The sequence below is a fragment of the Microbispora sp. NPDC046933 genome (genome assembly GCF_040644635.1).
Taxonomy (GTDB): Bacteria; Actinomycetota; Actinomycetes; order Streptosporangiales; family Streptosporangiaceae; genus Microbispora.
In genome coordinates, this window is the sequence record NZ_JBEYWW010000052.1 from 25,600 (window position 1) to 45,938 (window position 20,339).

Consider the following 20,339-nt stretch of genomic DNA (forward strand, 5'->3'; position numbering starts at 1 on the left):
TGGCTCGGTGCCCGTCGGGCAGGAGCGCCGTCCCAACCCGGCCGTGCCCGCGCTCAGCCGCGCAGGATCAGCGACATGGCCTCGGCCCTGGTCGCCTCGCTGGAACGGAAGTCACCACGGACGGCCGACGTGATCGTCTTCGCGCCGGGCTTGCGCACACCGCGCATGGTCATGCACATGTGCTCGGCCTCGATGACCACGATCACTCCACGCGGCTCCAGCACCTGCATCAGGCCGTCGGCGATCTGGGAGGTCATCCGCTCCTGGACCTGCGGCCTGCGGGCGTAGACGTCCACCAGCCTGGCCAGCTTGGACAGGCCGGTGATGCGTCCCTTGTCGTTCGGGGTGTAGCCGATGTGGGCCACGCCGTGGAACGGGAGCAGGTGGTGCTCGCAGGTGGACATCACCTCGATGTCCTTGACGAGCACCATCTCGTCATGGTCCGCGTCGAACATCGTGGTCAGCGCGTCCTCGGGCCGCTGGCCCAGGCCGGCGAACTGCTCCGCGAACGCGCGGGCCACCCGGGCCGGGGTGTCCCGGAGCCCGTCGCGATCGGGGTCCTCCCCGATCGCGAACAGGATCTCCCGGACCGCTTTCTCGATCCGGTCGTGGTCGAAACCGGGGGGCGGACCCGCCACGTGGGGTTCGGCCACGGTCAGGCCTCGTCCCGCTGCGCCGACTGGTCGTTGACCCACGGGGTGGAGCCGGTGCCGCCGGCGGGCAGCGCGGAGCCGTTGCCGTTCGCGCGCTCCTTGGGCGTGATGACCGGAGGACGGTCGGACGGCAGGCGCTTGCCGTACCCGGCGTAGGAGGGGCGCTTCTCCTTGGGCACGACGGGCGAGAAGATCTCGAGGACCTGCTCCCGGGAGAGCGTCTCCTTCTCCATCAGTTCGAGCACGAGGTTGTCGAGCACGTCGCGGTACTGGACGAGGATCTCCCACGCCTGGTCGTGCGCGCTCTCGATGAGGCGGCGGACCTCCTCGTCGATCGCCGAGGCGATCTGCTCGGAGTAGTCGCGTTCGTGGCCCATCTCACGGCCGAGGAAGACCTCGCCGTTGCCGCTGCCGAACTTGCGGGCGCCGAGCCGCTCGCTCATGCCGTACTCGGTGACCATGCGCCGGGCGATCGAGGTCGCCTTCTCGATGTCGTTGGACGCGCCGGTGGTGGGCTCGTGGAAGACGAGCTCCTCCGCGGTGCGGCCGCCGAGCAGCATGGCGAGCTGGTCCATCATCTCGGACCGGGTCGCGAGGAACTTGTCCTCCATCGGCAGCGTCATCGTGTAACCGAGGGCGCGGCCGCGGGACAGGATCGTGATCTTGTGGACCGGGTCGGAGTTGGGCAGCGCGTGGGCCACCAGGGCGTGACCGCCCTCGTGGTAGGCGATGATCTTCTTCTCCTGATCCGACATGACCCGGGACTTGCGCTCGGGACCGGCCATCACGCGGTCGATCGACTCCTCCAGAGTCGTCATCGTGATGAGCTTCTGGTCCTGGCGGGCGGTCAGCAGGGCCGCCTCGTTGATCACGTTCGCGAGGTCGGCGCCGGTGAAGCCGGGGGTCCTGCGGGCGATCACGTCGAGGTCGACGTCCTGCGCGAACGGCTTGCCGCGGCCGTGGACGCGCAGGATGCCCTTGCGGCCCTCCAGGTCGGGCCGGTCGATGACGACCTGCCGGTCGAAGCGGCCGGGACGCAGCAGGGCGGGGTCGAGGATGTCGGGGCGGTTGGTGGCGGCGATGAGGATCACGCCGCCCTTGACGTCGAAGCCGTCCATCTCGACGAGGAGCTGGTTCAGCGTCTGCTCACGCTCGTCGTGGCCGCCGCCGAGGCCCGCGCCGCGATGCCGGCCGACGGCGTCGATCTCGTCGATGAAGATGATCGCCGGGGCGTTCGCCTTGGCCTGCTCGAACAGGTCGCGGACGCGGGAGGCGCCGACGCCGACGAACATCTCGACGAAGTCGGAACCGGAGATCGAGTAGAACGGCACGCCCGCCTCACCCGCGACGGCGCGGGCGAGCAGGGTCTTGCCGGTGCCGGGCGGGCCGTACAGCAGCACGCCCTTGGGGATCTTGGCGCCGATGGCCTGGAACTTGGCCGGGGCCTGGAGGAACTCCTTGATCTCCTGGAGCTCCTCGATGGCCTCGTCGGCCCCCGCGACGTCGGCGAAGGTCGTCTTCGGGGTGTCCTTGGTGATCAGCTTCGCCCGCGACTTGCCGAAGTTCATGACCCGGGAGCCGCCGCCCTGCATCTGGTTCATGATGAACAGGAAGATCAGGACGATGATGATGATCGGCAGGAAGCTGACCAGCAGGCTGACGAGGAAGTTCTCCTTCGGCACCTCGACGGTCCAGCCCCCGGAGGGCTTGGCCTGGTCGAGTGCCTGTGTGAGCTGGACGCCCTGCCCCTCGACCCAGGGTGCCTGGATGCGGCTGGTCGTCTTGCCCGCGACCTCGATGGGCTTGTTCAGCGTCAGCTCGACGCGCTGGTCCTTGTCGACCACGGTCGCGTTCTTGACATTGCCCTGCTGGATCTGCTGGACGACCGTCGAGGTGTCAGCGGTTGTGTAGTTGCCGTCTCCGCTGAACATCGTGGTGACGAGCAGGAGAAGCAATACGATGCCCAGGATCCACAGCAGTGGGCCACGTGTAAATCGCTTGAGATCCATCCGTTGCGGAACCCCGGCGGGCCCGTCCCTTCCTGACCAAGGCCTGCCCCGGGAAACCCCGGGGTCGCGGCATCCCTTACCGCTCCTTCTGGCTACCGCGGTCCGGCCTGACGGCCCCCCACGGATATCCGAAGGTACACCCGGCAGCCGCGTCGGGTAACTGCCCGAGCGGCTCCGGCTTTGCCTTTCCAACGTACGTCAGCCAACCCCGTGTTCCCCGACCTGGCGCCCAATAACGCACGATTCGAGGGTCACTTCGCTAAGGGCTTACTCCCCTCCCCTTCAGGGGGCCGGGAGGAATCCGGGCCCGTAAGGGGTGGCCCTGCGAAGCCGGGACAGCCCAGAGCGCCAATCGCTCATGATTTGCTCCTTTCACTGACGGTCAGGCAAAGCGCTCGTAAAATGCGAACATGCGTACGGCATGCGTTGGTGTGGTCCTGGCCCGAACCCGGCTGGTCCGCGACCACGACATCGTGATCGAAGACCTCAACGTGCGCGGCATGGTCCGCGACCACTGCCTGGCGCGGGTGATCTCCGACTGCGGGTGGGGTGAGTTCCGCCGCCAGCTGGAGTACAAAGCCCGGCGGTACGGGCGGTTCCTGGTCCAGCTCGAAGACGTGCAGTGCGTGCGGGCACGTCCCGGTCCTTCAGCTTCAGGCCGGGAGGAAGTCAATCCCCTCCGTACACATGAGGCGCAAGAGTCCCGATGAACGGCAGGTTGCGATACCGCTCCGCGTAATCGAGGCCGAACCCGATGACGAACTCGTTGGGGATGTCGAAACCGACGTAACGGACATCCATCTCGACCTTGACCGCGTCCGGCTTACGCAGCAGGGTGCAGATCTCCACGGACGCCGGGTTGCGCGACTTCAGGTTGTTCATCAGCCACGAAAGGGTCAAGCCGGAGTCGATGATGTCCTCGACCACCAGCACGTGCCGGCCGGCGATGTCGGTGTCGAGGTCCTTCAGCACCCGCACCACGCCGGACGACTTGGTCCCCGCGCCGTACGAGGAAACGGCCATCCAGTCCATCTGCACGGGCACGTGCAACGCGCGGGCGAGATCGGCCATGACCATGACCGCCCCCTTGAGCACGCCGACGATCAACAGTTCCTTGCCGGCGTAGTCGGCGTCGATCTGGCCCGCCAGCTCCCTGATCTTCTCCTGTAGCTCCTGCTCCGAGATGAGGACTCTGGAGAGATCCTTGCCCATGTCAGCTGCGTCCACCTGGGGTTTTCCTTACGCGAGCGAGAGTTTGTCCACGGCGAAGACAAGGGTGCCACAGCGCCTGACCACTCCCACCCCCCCGGGTAGGTCCACCCCCTTCTGCCCGTGCCAGCCGGTCACCAGCCGCTCGACCGCCTCGATGTGCACCGCCGCGAGCGCGGCGGCGTGCGCCCCGGCCTCCACCGCCGCCCGCTGGATGACCCTCCGCCGCACCGCCCCCGGCACGCCCGCCAGCACGGACACGTCCAGCTCCCCGCCGGGCCCCCGCGACTTCGCGTGGACGGCGTCCGCCCACTCGTCCAGGGCGTCGGCGTCGTCCCGGCACAGCCGCGCCGTGCGGGCCAGCGCCTCGGCGATCCCCGGCCCCAGCGCGGCCTCCAGCGCCGGGAGGGCGTCGCGCCGCACCCGGACCCTCGTGTACGCCGGGTCGTCGTTGTGCGGGTCGTCCCAGGGCCGCAGGCCGAGGGCGTCACAGGCCTGCCTGGTCCGCTCGCGGCCGAGCCCGAGCAGGGGCCGCCGATAGATCCCGGAGGCCTCCGCCATGCCGGAAAGGGACCGCGTGCCGCTGCCGCGGGCCAGGCGCAGCAGCACGGTCTCCGCCTGGTCGTCGCGGGTGTGGCCGAGCAGGACCGCCGCGGCGCCCAGCCGCTCGGCAGCGGCGGTCAGCGCGGCGTAGCGGGCCTCCCGCGCCGCGGCCTCGGGGCCCCCGGCCGTGCCGACCGTGACGGTCAGCGCCTCGGCCGGGTCGAGACCGAGCGAGGCCGCGAGCCGTACGACGTCGCGGGCCCGGCCGGCCGAGCCCTCCTGCAGGCCGTGGTCGACCGTCAGCAGCCCGGCGCGCAGGCCGAGGCGAGGGGCCGCGAAACCGGTGGCCGCCGCCAGCGCCAGCGAGTCGGCGCCGCCGCTGCAGGCCACGAGAACGAGCGCGCCGGACGGCTCCCCGGCCCCGCCGGGGGCGGGGGAGTCGCCCGGCGCGGCGAGGTCCGCGAGCGACAGCCGTACGGCGCGGCGGACGTCGGCGACGGCGGGATGCGGGCCCATGCGGCCATTCTGGCCGCCCGCGGCGGACATGGGGAAACGCGCGTCGGGCGGACCCGGGCAGGTGGAATCAGGCGGAGGCCAGGACGCGGGACATCCAGGCGTGCGGGTCGGCGATCTCCTCGCGGTCGGGCAGGGTCTCCGGCGAGGTCCAGACCTTGTTGAACGACTCCATGCCGGCCTCGTCCACGACGGTGCGGACGAAGCGGGAGCCCTCGGCGTACTGCTTCATCTTGAGCTCGATGCCGAGCAGCCGGCGGACGAGCTGGTCGAGGCGCGAGCCGCCCTCGCGGCGGCGCTGGAACTTGGCGCGGATCTCGGCGACCGACGGCACGACGGACGGGCCCACCGCGTCCATGACGTAGTCGCCGTGCCCCTCGACCAGCGTCATCACGGCCGTCACGCGGTCGAGCACGGCCTTCTGCTCGGGTGTCTGGATGGCTTCGATGAGGTTGCCCTCACCGCCCCTGAAGGCGTCGGCCACGGCGTCGGAGGCGGCGCGCAGGCGCTCCAGCAGGGTGGCCAGGTCCATCTCGGACGCGAGGAGGAACTCGGTCATCTGGCTGCGGACGTACTCCCGGAGCCAGGGGACGCCGGTGAACTGCACCCGGTGGGTCTCCTCGTGCAGGCACACCCACAGGCGGAAGTCACGGGGATCGACGCCCAGCTCGCGCTCGGCGTGCACGATGTTGGGCGCCACCAGCGTCAGGCGGCCGGTCGGGGCGTGGCCCGAGGGGTCGGGCGGGAGGAACAGCTCGTACTGCCCGAGCACCCGGGAGGCGAGGAAGGCCAGCACCGCGCCGACCTCCAGGCCGGTGATGCGCGAGCCGACCGCGCCGACGACCGCCGGCATGTTCGACATCTTCTGCGTCAGCGGCTCGAGCACCACGCGGAAGCCGTCCACGTTGGCGCGGATCCACCCGGGACGATCGACCACGGTCGCCGCCTCCGGCGTCGCCGAGTCGATGCGGGTGAACTCCCGCACGTGCCCCTCGGCGTCCCGCGACAGCCGCCGCAGTTCGAGGACCGCCTGTCTGGCCTCCTCGCGGCTCACCTGAGGGCCGGGCCGCACGAGGCGCACCCCGGTCGCGACGGCCAGATCCCAGTCGATCACCTGCATACCCACCACCGTACGTTCTCCGACTTCTCGCCGCGCATGCAGACGCGAGGGGGATGGCTAGCTCTGGGAGACGATCGTGGCCATTTTGTCGAGGGCGGCGATCGCCTCCGGCGGGTTGGCCACCTGGTCGGCCATGAACGCGAAGGTCAGCAACCGGCCGTCGGATGTGTACGCGATGCCCGCCAGGGTGTTCACCCCGTTCAGAGTGCCCGTCTTCGCGCGTACCAATCCGGCGCCGGCCTTCGAATCGGACTTCTCGTAACGATTGTGCAGAGTCCCGGTGAAACCCGCGACCGGCAGGCCGCTGATCAGCGAGTGCAGTTCCGGATGGGCGGCGGACGCCGCCACGGCCAGGATGCGGGCGAGGGCCGTCGGCGTGATCCGGTTCTTCGTGGACAGCCCGCTGCCGTCGTGGACCTCCACTCCATCGGTCACGCCGAGGCGGGTGAGCACCCGCCCTACCGCCGCGGGCACGCCCTGGAAGGTGTGCGGGAGGCCCTCCTTGATGGCGGCCTGGCGGGCGAGCGCCTCGGCCAGGTCGTTGTCACTGTGGGTGAGCATCCGCTCCACAAGCGCGTAGATCGGACCGGACTCCACCCGGGCCAGCTCCTGCGCGGGGGGCGCCGCCTTGGCCGGGTCGACCCCCTTGCCCACCCTGATGCCGTTCTTTCTGAGCAGCGTGGCGAACGCGTCGGCGGTGGCCTGCGCCGGGTCCGGGTAGCGGGCGCCGTTGGCCGCCCGGCCCTCGTCCATCATGAGCGCGGACACCGGGGCGACACTGCCCTCCGGGATGTACGTCGGCTTCCAGCCCGGCGCCGTCCGCGGCCCGCCGAACAGGGAGGCGTCGTACGACAGGTCCACCGAGGTGAGCTTCGCCGCCTTGAGCGCCTTGGCCGTACTCGAGGCGAGCCGGGCGAGCGACGCGGGCCGCGGGTAGATCTCCTCCTGCTCGGCGGCGCTCGTCCGCGGGCCTGCCAGGGTCGGGTCGCCGCCGCCGACCAGGACGATCGACGTGGCGGAGGACCCTCGGACGACCCGGGTGGCCAGACGGGCGTCCGGCCCCACCGAGGCCAGCACCGTCAGCGCGGTAACGACCTTGGTCGTCGAGGCCGGGGTGATGGGAGTGCCCGAGCGGCCGTCGAAGATCGGCGTTCCCGTCGCGGCGTCGAGCACGATCCCGGCCACGCTGCCGCCGAGGGCGGGGTCACCCATCGCAGCGGTGAGCCGGGTGGTCAAAGTACCCTTGGCGGGGAGAGCCCCGTCCCCCGCCGCGGCCAGAACCGGACCCGCGGTCACCAGGGGGATCGGGGTCGGCTTCGGGGACGCGACCGGAGCCGGGGTCCTGTCGGCGTCATGGGTGATCAAATAAGTGCCCGCGAGGACGACGAAGATCTGCAGCAGGGCGAGGGTGGCCACCACCATCCACCGCTCACGTCGCACCACTACACCCTCATTTCGCGCCGACCTTGACCACGCCTACGAGACATTAACGCCAGCCCGGGAGACCGGGGACTCATGCGGAGGAACGAGTGGAGTTCGACGTTGTCGTTGAGATCCCCAAGGGACAACGGAACAAGTACGAGGTTGACCACAAGACCGGCCGCATACGTCTGGACCGCCTGCTTTTCACGTCTACCCAGTACCCCGCCGACTACGGGTTCATCGAGAACACTCTCGGCGAGGACGGAGACCCGCTCGACGCGCTCGTCCTGCTCCAGGAGCCGACCTTTCCCGGTTGCCTGATCCGCTGCCGCGCCGTCGGGATGTTCCGGATGACCGACGAGAAGGGCGGCGACGACAAGGTCCTGTGCGTTCCGGCGACCGATCCGCGGATGGAGCACATCCGTGACATCCACCACGTCGCCGAGTTCGACCGGCTGGAGATCCAGCACTTCTTCGAGGTCTACAAGGACCTGGAGCCCGGTAAGTCGGTCGAGGGCGCCAACTGGGTCGGCCGTACCGAGGCCGAGGCCGAGATCCTCGCCAGCATCGAGCGCTTCCAGGAGACCGAGCACCAGGACGAGGAGCACTGAGTTCTGGGAGTGTCCCGCGGATCCCTCCGTAGGGAGGCGCCGCCCGGGCGACCGCGGTAGGCAGAAGATCCAAGGGGCGCGACCCTAGCCGGGCCGGGTGGCGCCGACCAGATCGTGGCGCCAGATGGGCGAGATGCGCACCACGTCCCCCGTCTGGGGGGCGTGGACCATCATGCCGCGCCCGATGTATATGCCCACATGATGGATGGTGCCGGGATTACCACTCAACCGGCCGTAGAAGATGAGGTCACCGGTGCGCAGTTCCTTGAGCGGGACGTGCCGTCCCGAGGTCCACTGCGTGCCGGTCCAGTGATCGAGTGACACCCCGGCCCGCTGCCAGGCCCGCATCGTCAGCCCCGAGCAGTCGAACCCCGACGGGCCTGCGGCGGCCCACACGTATGGCTTGCCTATCTGTTTGAGCGCCCATTGGGCGGCCATCTCGCCCGGTCCCGACCCGAGCCGGCCGGTCCAGGCCGGCACCGCCAGACTTCTGCGCGCGGGGAGGGCCGCCTGCCGGGCCTTGCTCCTCGCCTGTTTCAGCTCGTCGACGCGGTCGCGGGCGGCTTCCAGCCGTTTGGAGATCTCCGCTTTCTCCTGCTCGATCCGTTTGGTCTGTTCGAGCTGTTCCTCGACGGCCCGCTGTGCCGCTTCCTTCGCCTGTCGCACCTCGTCGGCGCCGCGCGACTGCTCGGAGTAGGCACGGGCCGCCTGTTCTCGGAGGATCTCGAAGACCTGTTGCGCGTCTTTCAGCCGTTGCAGCGCGGCGGCCTGTTCGTCGCCGAGTTGCGTCAGCATGCTTGCTCTTCGCAGGAAGCCGTGCACGTCGCCAAGACCGCCGAGCATGGCCGCGGTGGACGGTGACAGCCGCACCCCGCTGTACCCCTCGGCCACCCTCGCCGCCACCTCGCCGCGCAGGCGGGCGACCTGGTCGGACGCCTGGCCGACGCGTCGCACCGACTGCTCGTACGCGGCACGCGCCTGCTCGAGCTGGACGAGTTGCCCGTTGTACGTCTCAACGAGCCGCTCCGCCTCGGCGTCCAGCGCCTCCCGGCGCGCCTGCGCGACCGCGAGGTCGGCCTCGGCCCTGCCCAGTTCCCGTACGCGCTCCTGCACCTGCTGCCGCGCCTTGGCGACGTCCTTGGCCGACGGCTTCGGATCGGCTCCCGCCGGGGCTCCGAAGGTCAGGACGAGACTTGACCCGAGCCCGGCGACCAGCCCCGATGCTCTGAGGAGTGGCATTCCTTCCCCTTCCCTGCTCCACTCCCCTCACTTCCCGGCGACTACTCTCCGTACACATCTAAGCTACGTCCAGTAATCAACCTATGTGGTGGGTCGTCCCGTTAAGGCAGGGAAAGAGTGGGCCAGCGCCCGGGGACTTCTAAACGGCCTCCTGGCCGGCCCGGCCCGGGCCGCCGCCCGGGGCGGTCCCGCCTCCGGGTTCTCCAGGTCCTCCGGGTTCTCCAGGTCCTCCGGGACCTCCTGGGCCTCCGGAGCTTCCGGCCGCGGGGTCGCCGGATGTGCCACGGCGCTCCGTTCCGCGTTCGGGACCGCCGTCCCGGGTTCCGCCGCGTACGCCCGGCAGAGAGCCGTCCCGGCCCGGGCGGTCGGGACCAGGACCGTCGCGGCGCGAGCCGTCCCAGCCGGGGCGGTCGGGACCCGCACCGTCGCGGCGCGAGCCGTCCCGGCCGGAGCCGCCGGGCCGGGCGTGCCGTGGCGGGCCTCCGGCGGAACCGCCTTGTGCCTGCCCGCCTCCGGCGCCCTGTGCCTGCCCGCCGCCTCCGGCGCCCTGCGCCTGCCCGCCGCCTCCGGCGTCCCGGGCCTCGTGCCCGCCGCCGTGTCGGCCGCGCCAGGGAGGTACGGCCGAGGGCCCGCCGTGGTCGCCGGAGGGCGTGTGGGAAGGCACGGGAGTCGGCGGGCACTCCCGGTGGGGGCGGGGATGGTGCTGGTGGTCGCGCCAGGGCGGACGGTGTCCCGGCCAGTGCGCCGGCGGTGGCCCGCCCCGGGGCGGCCGGCCCGGCCCGTGCCCGCCAGAACCGGGCCCGCCAGAACCGGGCCAACCAGAGCCAGGCCAGCCAGAACCGGGCCAACCAGAACCGGGGCTCCCGGAGCCGGGGCCGCCGGAACCGGAGCCGCCGGGGCTGGGCTCCTCGCCCGGCTCCGTGCCCGGGGTGATGCTGGGCACGGGCGACGGGCCGGACGGCGATGCACCCGGGCCCTGCGGTGAGGACGACCCTCCGGTGGGGCGCGCGGACGGCTTCCCCGGCGGCACGGGACGGTGCGGCCGTCCGGCGGAGGGCGGCACGGGAGCGGGCAGGGGCGCCGGGCGCGGCAGGGCGACCGGCCTCGCGGGGACCACGGGCACGACCGGCTCGGCCAGGTCCCGGGAGCCCGGAGGCTCGGGCGAGCGCTCGCCGACCCCGTCGGCCTCGTCCCGAGACCCCTCCGGAGAGGCGGCGCCGTCGGAGGGGCCGGCCGTGGCCTCGGCCGGGGGGAGCCGGCGGGGGGCGATCGTGTCGGCGGCCTGCTCACGCAGGTTTCCGGCGAACTGGGCGAACACGAGCGCGATCGTCGCCACCGCCGCCAGGGCGGCCACGGCGCCCGCCACCGCCTGCGCCAGCCTGCCCTCGCGGCGGCCGGCCCTCGGGAAGCCCGCGGCGTTCAGCCCGCCGACGCGCTTGGCGACGTACCGCCGGTAGGGGACGAGTTCGGGATCGATGAAGCTGCTGAGCACCCGCACCCGCAGCGTCTCGGGCATGGCGACCTGCGGAAGCAGGCCGAACACCTTGGCCGGGGAGATCTGCCGGACCCGCTGTCGTCCACAGGTCTCGCACCGCGCCAGGTGCCGGATGAGCTGGGCGCGCACCTGCGGGGCGAGCTCTCCCGTGAAGCCCGCGAGGATGGCGGACGCCCGCTCGCAGTCGTGGGTGGCACGCCTGGCCAGGATCTCGACGGTCACCGTCTCACGCAGGCGTTCCGTGGCCGCGTCGAGGAGCCCCTCGGCGTACCGCTCGCCCGCGCCGAGCACGGCGGCCAGGTCCTGGCCGGTCATCCCGTGCCGGGCCGCCAGTTCGAGCACCTCCCGGTCCTCGACGGACAGCGCCCCCACGGCGCTGCTGGCGACGAGGCGCAGGTCGGCCTCGGCGCCGTCGGCCGTGACGCCGGGGAAGGGCACGGTCGCGACGGGGACCGGCCCGGTCTCCGGCCCGTCCTCCTCCCCCGGCGTGCGACGGCGCAGGCACTCGCCGCGGGCCAGGGCGTACAGCCAGGGACGGAACCTGTCCGGGTCGGCCAGCGAGCCGACGAGGGCCTCCCCGGCGATCAGCGTGTCGCGCAGCGCGACCTGGGCGGTGTCGGGCCCGGCCAGCAACGTGCGGCAGTATCGGTAAAGATTCTCCGCATATGTGTCATAAAGGGCGGCCAGCGCTCCCGGATCCCGGGCCCGCAACGCCTCGACCAGGACGCCATCATTCATATAACGGAGCGTAAATGCTCAGTAACTCCCCGCTCCACCCATTCAGGCGAAGTCACATAACTACATCGTCGGCTTTTACACTCCGCCATCCAGTTGATTTGCCGGAATCTGCCGCTTAATTACGCGACTAATCATGAAAAATCCGGCGCGCCGTACAGGCGATGTCACTCCCGTACGGCCATTCCCACCTCGGCGCAGCCCCGCGTGAGCGCGTCGAGACCGAAGGCGTCCACTGGGCCCAGGGCGCCGGTGCCGTGCACGCCCTCGGCCAGCGCCGTCGTCGCCGCCCAGGCCAGCACGCCGGCGGTGAACTCGTACGGGTCGCCTCCGGCCAGGTGGACGGCGGCCAGGCGGCGGCCTTCCCCGTCGTACGCCTCGGCGACGATGCGCGACAAAACGCCCGCCCCGGCCGGCGCGCCGCCCCCGCCCGTACGGAGCACCCGGTCGGCCAGCGCCTCGGTCGCCCGCCGGATCCCCGGCAGCGCGGCGAGGGCGGGGGTCGCCTTGGCCAGCACGCCCGCGACCCTGGTCAGCCCGCCCAGCCAGCCGAGGTAGACGTTCACCTCGCGCAGGCCGGGATGCGCCGGAGGCAACGTGAAATGCTCCGAAGCGCCCATGGACAGGCCGTGCCGCACGCGGCCGTCCACGAGGAACTTGCGGGTGCGGCCGTGCTCGGGGACGATGCGGCCCTCGCGGAAGCCGTACATCGGTTCGAGGATCATTCCCAGCGCCGAGGCGCGGGTCCCGGCGCTGGCGCGACGCGCCATGCCGCCGTCCACGAAGTAGCCGACGTCCACGCGGACGGCCCCCGGCCCGGCCTTGCGCAGGGCCAGGGCCGCGGCGAGGTTGCCGGGCACGTAGTCGTACCCGAAGGCGGTGATCAGGGCCGCGCCCCGGGCCGCCGCGGCGGGGCCGTACCGCTGGAAGATCCGCTTGACGAAGGTGGGCTCCCCGGTGCTGTCGAGGTAGACCGCGCCCGCCTCGGTCGCGGCGGCGACCGCGGCCTCTCCCCAGCGGACGAACGGGCCGACGGTCGAGATCAGCACGTCGCCCGGCCCGACGATCCGGCGTACGGACTCGGGGCGGCCGACGTCGGCGACCGCGGTGGGCAGGTCGCCGCCCAGCGTGTCGGCGAGTGCGGTGAGCCGCGTCTGGTCCCGTCCGGCCAGCAGCGGCCGGGCCCCGCGTGCGGCGAGCGCCTCGGCGGTGAGCCTGCCGGTGAAGCCGGTGGCTCCGAACAGCACGATCCTGGGGGTGGCCATCCCGCTACGGTAACCCGCCCGTGGTGTCAAGATCGGCAGTGGGCCGCTCACTGGCGCCGGTCATTGGGCGGCGGATACCCGCGGTCCTTGGCGAACGGCTCCGTCGTCGGCGCGACCGTGTGCAGCGAAACGGCCCCGGCCCGGGCCAGGTCCTCGTACGTCTTGGCGGTCGAGCCCCAGGTCGTGGCCTGCACGTCGGTCGCGCCGACCGGCCCGCTCACGCCCTCGACGGTGATGACGAACCTGCGCTTGGCCCCCGGCCGCACGTCGTCCACGTACGACGTGGCCCCGCCGACGAGCTTGCCCGCCGCGTCACGCAGCAGAGCCGTGACGGCGAGGGCGCCGGCGGGCTTGCGGAACGGGTCCAGCACGTAGCCCGTGACGAGGTAGGACCCGTTCGTGAGCTTGTCCGTGTGGACGTCGGAGATCGGGAACTTGAGGAACGCAGACGGGACGCGCGGGATGGGCCGCCACGAGGCGGGACGGTAGTCGATCTTCACGCGGACCGGCTGGGCGGCGCTCGGGACCTGGCCGCCGAAGGCCAGCGGGCGGCCGGGCGGCACCGCGTCCAGCGGCTGCTCCAGGTGGACGACCTCCTTGCCGGCGGCGTCCACCGCCGTGATCACGGCGACCGCGTTCTCCCCGAAGTGCCAGCGGTTGGGGTTGCTCAGCACCCCCGCCCAGGTCACCGCGTATCCGGCCCCCGAGCGCACGATCGAGGACACCTGCTCCTTGAGGGCCAGCGGTTGCGGGCCCTCCTGCTTGTCTTCCCTCGCGCACGACGCCATCGCCAGCGCGGCGAGGGCGAGTGCGACGGTCATGTGGCAACGTCGCGTCACTTAGCCGTCATAACCGCTGAATGGGACGCCGCCTCCAGGACACGCGCGCTCCCGCCGGTATCTTTACCGGCCGTCTATCGCGGGCGGACCACGCGTGTCTCGTCCCAGACCGGCTCGGGCGACTCGTACACCCGGCCGTCCGATCCGAAGACGAGGTAGCGGTCGAAGTCGGCCGCGAACCAGCGGTCGTGCGTCACCGCCAGCACGGTCCCCTCGAAGGCGTCCAAGCCTTGTTGCAGGGCCTCGGCGCTGGCCAGGTCGAGGTTGTCGGTCGGCTCGTCGAGCAGCAGCAGCGTGGCTCCCGACAGTTCGAGCAGGAGGATCTGCAGGCGGGCCTGCTGACCGCCCGACAGCGTCTCGAACCGCTGCTCGGCGACCCGGCCGGCGAGTTCGTAGCGGGCCAGGGCCTTCATCGCCTCGTTCTTCAGCCGGGCGTGCTCGGTCATGACGATCTCGCAGGGCGTACGGCCGAGCAGCTCGGGCCGGGCGTGGGTCTGGGCGAAGTGCCCGGGCACCACCCGCGCGCCGAGCCTGACCGTCCCGGCGTGCCGCACGCCCTCTCCCGCCAGCAGGCGGAGGAAGTGGGATTTTCCGGAGCCGTTCGAGCCGAGCACGGCGACCCGCTCGCCATACCAGATCTCCAGGTCGAAGGGCTTCATGAGGCCGGTCAGCTCCAGGCCCTCACACATCACGGCCCGCTTGCCCGTACGGCCACCGCGCAGGCGCATGCTGATGACCTGGTCCTTCGGCGCGAGCTCCGGCGGCCCGGCCTCCTCGAACCGGCGCAGCCGGGTCTGCGCCGCGTGGTAGGCGGAGGCCATGCCGTCGTTGTAGGTGGCCTTCTGCTTGAGCATGACCACCAGGCGCTTGAGCTTGGCGTGCTCCTCGTCCCAGCGCCTGCGCAGCTCGTCGAGCCGCTCGTTGCGCTCCCGCCGCGCCTCGGCGTACGTCGCGAAGCCGCCGCCGTGAATCCAGACGTTGCCGGACTCGACCGTGACGATCCTGTCGGCGGCGTTGGCGAGAAGCTGGCGGTCGTGGGAGACCAGCAGCACGGTCTTGGGCGTCTCACGCAGCGCCGTCTCCAGCCACACCTTGCCCGGCACGTCGAGGTAGTTGTCGGGCTCGTCGAGCAGCAGCACCTGGTCGGGCCCGCGCAGCAAGGCCTCCAGCACCAGCCTCTTCTGCTCGCCGCCGGACAGCGTGGCGACCTCGCGATACTTCACCCTGTCGTACGGCGCGCCGAGGGCGGCCATCGCGCAGGCGTCCCAGAGCACCTCGATGTCGTAGCCCCCGGCGTCGGTGTAGTCGGTGATCGCCTGGGCGTACCGCATCTGGGTCTTCTCGTCGTCGCGCTCCATCATCGCCAGCTCGGCGCCGTGGAGCCGTTCGGCCGCCGCCCTGACCCGTTCGGGCGCGACGCTGAGCAGCAGGTCCTGGACAGTGCGGCCGTCCCGGATGTTGCCGACGAACTGCCGCATCACACCGAGACCGCCCGAATGGGCCACCGTGCCCTCGACCGGCTGGAGATCACCCGCGATCATCCGGAGCAGGGTCGTCTTGCCCGCGCCGTTCGGGCCGACCAGGGCCGCCTTGACGCCCTCTCCCACCCGGAACGAGACGTCGTTCAGGAGCAACCTGCCGTCCGGCAGCACATGTGTCAGATGCCCGACCTCGACATGTCCCACCGCGAATCTCCTGCTCGGATATGTTCATGCGCTTCCCGCGCAGGCTACTCATCACTTCTGCAAGTGGCATCTCGTTTTCCGCCGGCCACCGCCCCCGACGTGACGAGATCTTTGAGGCTGAGCCCAGCGAGTGAGCCGACCGGCCTCGAAGCGTTCCCATCCCCGGGCCATAAGAACGGTTCGCGGCCAAGTGTTCGTAGGGAGCGAAGGGAGGAACGTCCTCACAGAGGTCAAACTTAGATCTCGCGGACGCGCCGAGGATCCACGTGGAGGACATACCGACCCTCCATCGGAAGTTGCTCGGCGGAACTCGAGACGAGCGCTTCGGCGGACAGATCAGGACCGAGCAGAACTGGGTCGGTGGGACCGGGATGTCACCGTGCACAGCCGACTTCGTTCCTCCCCCACCCGACCGAGTCCATGTGATTTCCCGGAGAGGCTACCTGCCGTCCGCCACAGCGGGCACGCCGTTTTCCCGGCGTCACGACGGCCTGGGGGCCGGAGCATCGGCATCGTGAACCATTCCGGAGGCGGCCGGTAATAACGGGCGACCGTACCCGCCATCGCGAAAGGCGACTGATGAAGGGGTCCACGATTCATGCCGGAATCCGCAACGGCCGTTGACGCCGCAGACACGACGCTCATCCAGCGGTCGTTGCGGGAGCCCGAGGTCTTCGCCGTGCTCTTCGACCGGCACGCCCCCTCCCTGCACCGGTACGCCGCCCGGCGCCTGGGGCCGGACGGCGCCGAGGACGTGGTGTCCGAGACGTTCCTCGCCGCGTTCCAGAGCCGGCATCGCTACGACGTCCGGCACGCCGACGCCCGTCCCTGGCTGTACGGCATCGCCTCCAACGTCATCGGCAAGCGCCGGCGCAGCGAGATCACCGTCTACCGGGCGTACGTCCGCAGTGGCGTCCATCCGGCCGCCGTGTCCGGCGGCCTGGTGGAGGACGGGGTGACGACGCTGGCGGTGAACCGGCCACTGGCGGCGGCGCTCGCCGCGCTCAGACCGGGCGACCGTGACGTGCTGCTGCTCGTCGCCTGGGCCGACCTGACCTACGAGGAGGTGTCGCGGGCGCTCGGCGTCCCCCTCGGCACCGTCCGCTCACGGCTCAACAGAGCGCGCAGGAAGATCCGCGAGGCACTGGCGACCACGGAGGACCACGATGGATGAGATCACCACTGTCAGACGCCTGTGGGCCGAGGTGCCCGAGGGGTCGGGCGAGGACCTGCGCGGCGCGCGTGGCGCGCTGCTGGCCGCGGCCCGCGCGCCGCGGCCGCGGACCTGGAGGACGCGAATCCCCCGGACAGGGCTCAAGATCGCGCTCGCGGGCGGCGTGGCCGCCGCGCTCACCGCGGGAGTGCTCGTAGCCGAGATCCGGCCGGACGGATCTGATTCCCGCGGCGTCGCCGGGCTGCCGGCCGCACCTCCGGCGAACGCCCGGGAGCTCCTGGAGCGCGCCGCGCGGACCGCCGCGGCCGAGCCGGAGCCGCGGCCTCGCCCCGGTCAGTACGTCCACCTCACGATGCGCACGGTGACCTACTGGTCCATGGAGGGTGCCGGGATGCAGGTCACCGGCACCGAGGAGCGCTGGCTCCCGGCCGGCGGCACCGGCCCCTGGCTCAGGCGTGAACGGCAGATCAGCGCGGCTCCGGCGCCCGGCATCCCGCTGCCCAGCCGGCCGCCACAGCTCCAGAGGGAGCCCGAGGACACGCTGACCGAGACCCCTGCCTGCCCCTCGGGCGACGCCGTCGCCGCCTCCCGGATGGCCCTTTGGCCGCTGGACGAGGCCTGGCTGCGGCGACGGGTCGAGACCGAGGCGGCCAAGGCCACGGCCGTGCCGGAGCACCTGCGGACCTGGGGAGCCGTCGGGAACCTCATCCGCGACAGCGTCTTCCGCCCGTCCCTCACGGCGGCGCTGTTCCGGATCGCCGCCCGAATCGACGGGATCACGATGGTGCCGGACGCCGTGGACGCGGCGGGCCGGCACGGCATCGGGGTCACGATCGAGGAGGACTACACCCGGACCGAGCTCATCTTCGACAAGAGCACCTACCGCTACCTGGGCGAGCGCACGGTGGCGACCCGCGACAGGACGAGATCGTTCACGACCCGGCCCCTGAGCAAGGCGCACGTCGACCGCATCGTCCGGGAGATGGTCGCCAGGGGCGCGGATCCCAAGGAGTCGCGCCGTGAGCTCGAACGGGACGGGAAGCCGAGGAAGGTGACCACGCGCACGCCGAAGGGGGCGGTGATCGGCTCCACGGCCGTCGTCGGGGTGGACGTGGCGCAGGCCCTGCCCTCCCTCGCACCCCACCCCTCCCACGAAAAGGTGTCCTGCTGACGGTTCGCCCCGCCTCCGTACGGGAACCTTGCGGCGGGGACGCGAGAGGACGGGCGAAATCCGGCACTGAGATCCCGCGTCCGATCTTTTCCACAGTCCCGGAATCTCTTGACCTGGCGGCGAATCACCCGGAAATAGCCTGGCTTTTCAGGGGATTTCCGAGTCAAAGGGGCCGGATATGTCAACAGATCCGATCCTCGACTGCCCGCTCGACCAGGTCCCGGAGGGCCCGGAGCTCATCGAGGCCGCCATGCGGTGGCACTTCAGCCCCGAGACCGGCTCGCCGTTCTGGCTGGAACGGGCGAAGACGCTCGGCTTCGACCCGCGTGAGGACGTGCGCACCTTCGAGGACCTGCGCCGGTTCCCCAACGTGGCCAACGAGCTGCGCGACGTCCGGGTGGAGGACCTGATCCCCCGGGGGTACGGCCCGGACGCCGACGTGATCGGCGTGTACGAGAGCGGCGGCACGACCGGGCCGCCCAAGCGCGTCGTCCTGCTGCGGGACTGGATGGACCGGCTGATGCACCGGGCCGAGCAGGACCTGCAGGCCAGGGGCTATCCCGAGCGCGGCCACTGGCTGTCGCTCGGGCCGACCGGGCCGCACGTCTTCGGCGAGCTGGCCCGCTGGCAGGCCGCGCGGCGGGGCGGCATCCGGTTCACGGTCGACATGGACCCCCGGTGGGTGAAGAGGTGCATCGCCGAGGGCCGCGGCGACGAGGCCGAGCGCTACGCCGAGCATCTGATCGACCAGAGCACCTACATCCTGGAGACCCAGGACGTGCGGGTCCTGGTGACCACGCCGCCGCTGCTGACCCGGCTGGCCCGCAGGAACGCGCTCGTCGACCTGATCAACTCGAAGATCGTCGCGATCAGCTGGGGCGGCGCGCACATGGACCCCGACACCCGCTACCTGCTCCGCACCGAGGTGTTTCCCGAGGTCAAGCTGTACGGCACGTACGGCAGCACGATGATCCTCGCCGGGCTGGCCGAGCGTGTCGCGCCGCCCGACGAGGACCTCGTCATCTTCGACACGTTCTCGCCCTACGTCACGCTCTCGGTCGTGGACCAGGAGAGCGGGGAGGTCGTCCGGTACGGCGACCGCGGCCAGGTGGTGATGCACCACGTCAGCAAGAGCTTCCTGCTGCCCAACAACCTCGAACGCGACCTGGCCACTCGCGTGGTGCCGCCGCCGGGGCAGATGGGCGACTCCGTCGCCGACGTCGGCCCGCTCCCCACCTTCGAGAACGAGACGGTCATCGAGGGGGTGTACTGATGGACGAGCTGATCCGGCTCGACGCGCTGGGCGCGGGCGGGCCCTACCACAGCCGCAGCCGGCTGACGATCACGGAGCTGACCGGGACGCCGGTCGCGGAGCTGAGCCTGGTGCCGCGGCTGTTCGTCCAGCGGACGATGGCGGCCCTGCGCGAGGCGCGGACCCTGCCGGCCCACGAGCGGGCGGCGGCCCTCGCCCGCGCGGGACGGCTCTTCGCGACCGGCGTGGTGGACGGCGTTCCGGCGGAGGAGTATCAGCACATCGTCAGCCGCGTCTCGGGGATGCCGATCACCGTGGTCCGCTCGGCGACCTCGGGCATCGGGCGGCGCGCCGGAGAGGCGTACCGCACCACCCGGTACGCCCGTCCCGAGGGCGCGGTGGACGACTGGCGCGACCCGCTCACCCGCAACGGCCAGGCGGTCTGGACGCGGCGCGGCGACGTCTTCGCCGTACACGCGGCGGGCAACCACCCGGGCGTGCACACGCTGTGGCTGGAGGCCCTGGCGCTCGGCTACCGGGTCGCGGTGCGCCCCTCGCGGCGCGAGCCGTTCACCCCGCACCGCCTGATCACGGCGCTGCGGGAGTCGGGGTTCGGCGAGGACCAGGTGGTGCTCCTGCCGACCGACTACGCGGTGGCCGACGAGATCATCCGCGACGCGGACCTCGCCATGGTGTACGGCGGCGAGGAGGTCGTGAACAAGTACGGCAACGACGTCAGGGTGCTGCCGCAGGGCCCGGGACGGTCCAAGATCCTCCTCGCCGGGCACGACTGGGAGTCCCACCTCGGCACGATCGTGGAGTCGGTCAGCGCCTTCGGGGGCACGGCCTGCGTGAACACCACCGCCGTCTTCGTGGAGGGCGATCCCGCGCCGGTGGCCAAGGCCGTCGCGGAACGGCTCTCGGCGATCCCGAGCCTGCCGCCGGAGGACGACGGCGCGGTGCTGCCCGTCCAGCCGGTCGCGGACGCGCACGCGATCGAGAAGTACCTGCTCGACCACGTGAACGGGGCGACGCCGGTGCTCGGCGGCGACGGCGTGGTGGACGACCTGGGCGACGGCAGCGGGGTCCTGCGACCGGCCGTCTTCCGGGTGGACCGGCCGGACGCCCCCCAGACGGGCATCGAGCTGTCGTTCCCCTGTGTGTGGTTCGCGCCCTGGAGCCGGGCGGACGGCATCGAGCCGCTGCGGAACACGCTCGTGCTGACCGCGATCACGGAGGACGCCGGGCTGGTCGACCAGCTGGTGGAGGACCCGTCGATCAGGAACGTCTACCTGGGGGACACCCCCACCTACCTGATGCCGCCATGGGTTCCGCACGACGCGTACCTCGGCGAATTCCTCATGCGCACGAAGGGTGTCATTCGCACTTAAACAACTAGAAAAG

Annotated in this window: 16 protein-coding genes and 1 pseudogene; 6 read left to right on the plus strand and 11 right to left on the minus strand. The window is 71.4% G+C overall.

Translation table 11 applies throughout. From position 1 onward, the window contains the following. Nucleotides 1-53: 53 nt before the first annotated feature. Entirely contained in the window at nucleotides 54-653 is a 600-nt protein-coding gene (gene folE, locus ABZ857_RS40680; RefSeq protein WP_357055104.1) for a GTP cyclohydrolase I FolE, read from the minus strand. A gap of 2 nt (nucleotides 654-655) precedes the next feature. Further along, nucleotides 656-2,662, minus strand: a complete 2,007-nt coding sequence (ftsH, locus tag ABZ857_RS40685; protein WP_357055107.1) for an ATP-dependent zinc metalloprotease FtsH — start codon at nucleotides 2,660-2,662, stop codon at nucleotides 656-658. Between the two features lie 446 nt (nucleotides 2,663-3,108). Here ftsH and ABZ857_RS40690 point away from each other — a divergent pair. Further along, nucleotides 3,109-3,301: pseudogene (locus ABZ857_RS40690) on the plus strand (transposase); the annotation flags it as partial. A 30-nt stretch (nucleotides 3,302-3,331) separates the two neighbouring features. Here the strand turns inward: ABZ857_RS40690 and hpt are convergent. From hpt to dacB, 4 genes are all read right to left on the minus strand, one after another. Next, nucleotides 3,332-3,889 carry a hypoxanthine phosphoribosyltransferase gene (gene hpt / locus ABZ857_RS40695; RefSeq protein ID WP_357055110.1) on the minus strand — a complete coding sequence of 186 codons (558 nt, stop codon included), beginning with the start codon at nucleotides 3,887-3,889 and terminating at the stop codon, nucleotides 3,332-3,334. A gap of 12 nt (nucleotides 3,890-3,901) precedes the next feature. Next, complete coding sequence (tilS, locus tag ABZ857_RS40700; RefSeq protein WP_357055113.1) at nucleotides 3,902-4,930, minus strand: tRNA lysidine(34) synthetase TilS; 1,029 nt, start codon at nucleotides 4,928-4,930, stop codon at nucleotides 3,902-3,904. A gap of 67 nt (nucleotides 4,931-4,997) precedes the next feature. Next, entirely contained in the window at nucleotides 4,998-6,047 is a 1,050-nt protein-coding gene (locus tag ABZ857_RS40705; protein ID WP_357055116.1) for a zinc-dependent metalloprotease, read from the minus strand. A 57-nt stretch (nucleotides 6,048-6,104) separates the two neighbouring features. Continuing rightward, entirely contained in the window at nucleotides 6,105-7,490 is a 1,386-nt protein-coding gene (gene dacB / locus ABZ857_RS40710) for a D-alanyl-D-alanine carboxypeptidase/D-alanyl-D-alanine-endopeptidase (RefSeq protein ID WP_357055118.1), read from the minus strand. 86 nt (nucleotides 7,491-7,576) lie between these two features. Between dacB and ABZ857_RS40715 the strand changes: the two genes are divergently transcribed. After that, the gene (locus tag ABZ857_RS40715; RefSeq protein ID WP_357055120.1) at nucleotides 7,577-8,080 is read left to right on the plus strand and encodes an inorganic diphosphatase; all 504 of its coding nucleotides are present in this window, start codon (nucleotides 7,577-7,579) and stop codon (nucleotides 8,078-8,080) included. 84 nt (nucleotides 8,081-8,164) lie between these two features. On the opposite strand, the gene ABZ857_RS40720 is transcribed toward ABZ857_RS40715, so the two are convergent. From ABZ857_RS40720 to ABZ857_RS40740, 5 genes are all read right to left on the minus strand, one after another. Further along, entirely contained in the window at nucleotides 8,165-9,319 is a 1,155-nt protein-coding gene (locus tag ABZ857_RS40720) for an NlpC/P60 family protein (RefSeq protein ID WP_357055123.1), read from the minus strand. A gap of 139 nt (nucleotides 9,320-9,458) precedes the next feature. Then, a complete protein-coding gene (locus tag ABZ857_RS40725) occupies nucleotides 9,459-11,552 on the minus strand; it encodes an RNA polymerase sigma factor (protein ID WP_357055126.1) in 2,094 nt (697 codons plus the stop codon). Nucleotides 11,553-11,716: 164 nt separating this feature from the next. Next, nucleotides 11,717-12,814: a saccharopine dehydrogenase gene (locus ABZ857_RS40730; RefSeq protein WP_357055129.1), complete on the minus strand. Its 1,098-nt coding sequence runs from the start codon at nucleotides 12,812-12,814 to the stop codon at nucleotides 11,717-11,719. 47 nt (nucleotides 12,815-12,861) lie between these two features. Beyond that, on the minus strand, nucleotides 12,862-13,635 hold the full coding sequence (locus tag ABZ857_RS40735) for an FxLYD domain-containing protein (protein WP_357055132.1): 774 nt from the start codon (nucleotides 13,633-13,635) through the stop codon (nucleotides 12,862-12,864). A 92-nt stretch (nucleotides 13,636-13,727) separates the two neighbouring features. Continuing rightward, on the minus strand, nucleotides 13,728-15,338 hold the full coding sequence (locus ABZ857_RS40740; protein ID WP_357055135.1) for an ABC-F family ATP-binding cassette domain-containing protein: 1,611 nt from the start codon (nucleotides 15,336-15,338) through the stop codon (nucleotides 13,728-13,730). 598 nt (nucleotides 15,339-15,936) lie between these two features. Between ABZ857_RS40740 and ABZ857_RS40745 the strand changes: the two genes are divergently transcribed. The 4 genes from ABZ857_RS40745 to ABZ857_RS40760 all read left to right on the plus strand — a co-directional run bounded on the left by ABZ857_RS40745 (nucleotide 15,937) and on the right by ABZ857_RS40760 (nucleotide 20,326). Then, a complete protein-coding gene (locus tag ABZ857_RS40745; RefSeq protein WP_357055138.1) occupies nucleotides 15,937-16,512 on the plus strand; it encodes an RNA polymerase sigma factor in 576 nt (191 codons plus the stop codon). Next, nucleotides 16,505-17,683 carry a CU044_5270 family protein gene (locus ABZ857_RS40750; protein WP_357055141.1) on the plus strand — a complete coding sequence of 393 codons (1,179 nt, stop codon included), beginning with the start codon at nucleotides 16,505-16,507 and terminating at the stop codon, nucleotides 17,681-17,683. The genes ABZ857_RS40745 and ABZ857_RS40750 overlap by 8 nt, the downstream gene beginning before the upstream one ends. A 178-nt stretch (nucleotides 17,684-17,861) precedes the next feature. Continuing rightward, entirely contained in the window at nucleotides 17,862-18,956 is a 1,095-nt protein-coding gene (locus ABZ857_RS40755) for a phenazine antibiotic biosynthesis protein (protein WP_357055144.1), read from the plus strand. Further along, nucleotides 18,956-20,326: an aldehyde dehydrogenase family protein gene (locus ABZ857_RS40760; RefSeq protein ID WP_357055146.1), complete on the plus strand. Its 1,371-nt coding sequence runs from the start codon at nucleotides 18,956-18,958 to the stop codon at nucleotides 20,324-20,326. Before ABZ857_RS40755 ends, ABZ857_RS40760 begins: the two co-directional genes overlap by 1 nt. Nucleotides 20,327-20,339: the final 13 nt, after the last annotated feature.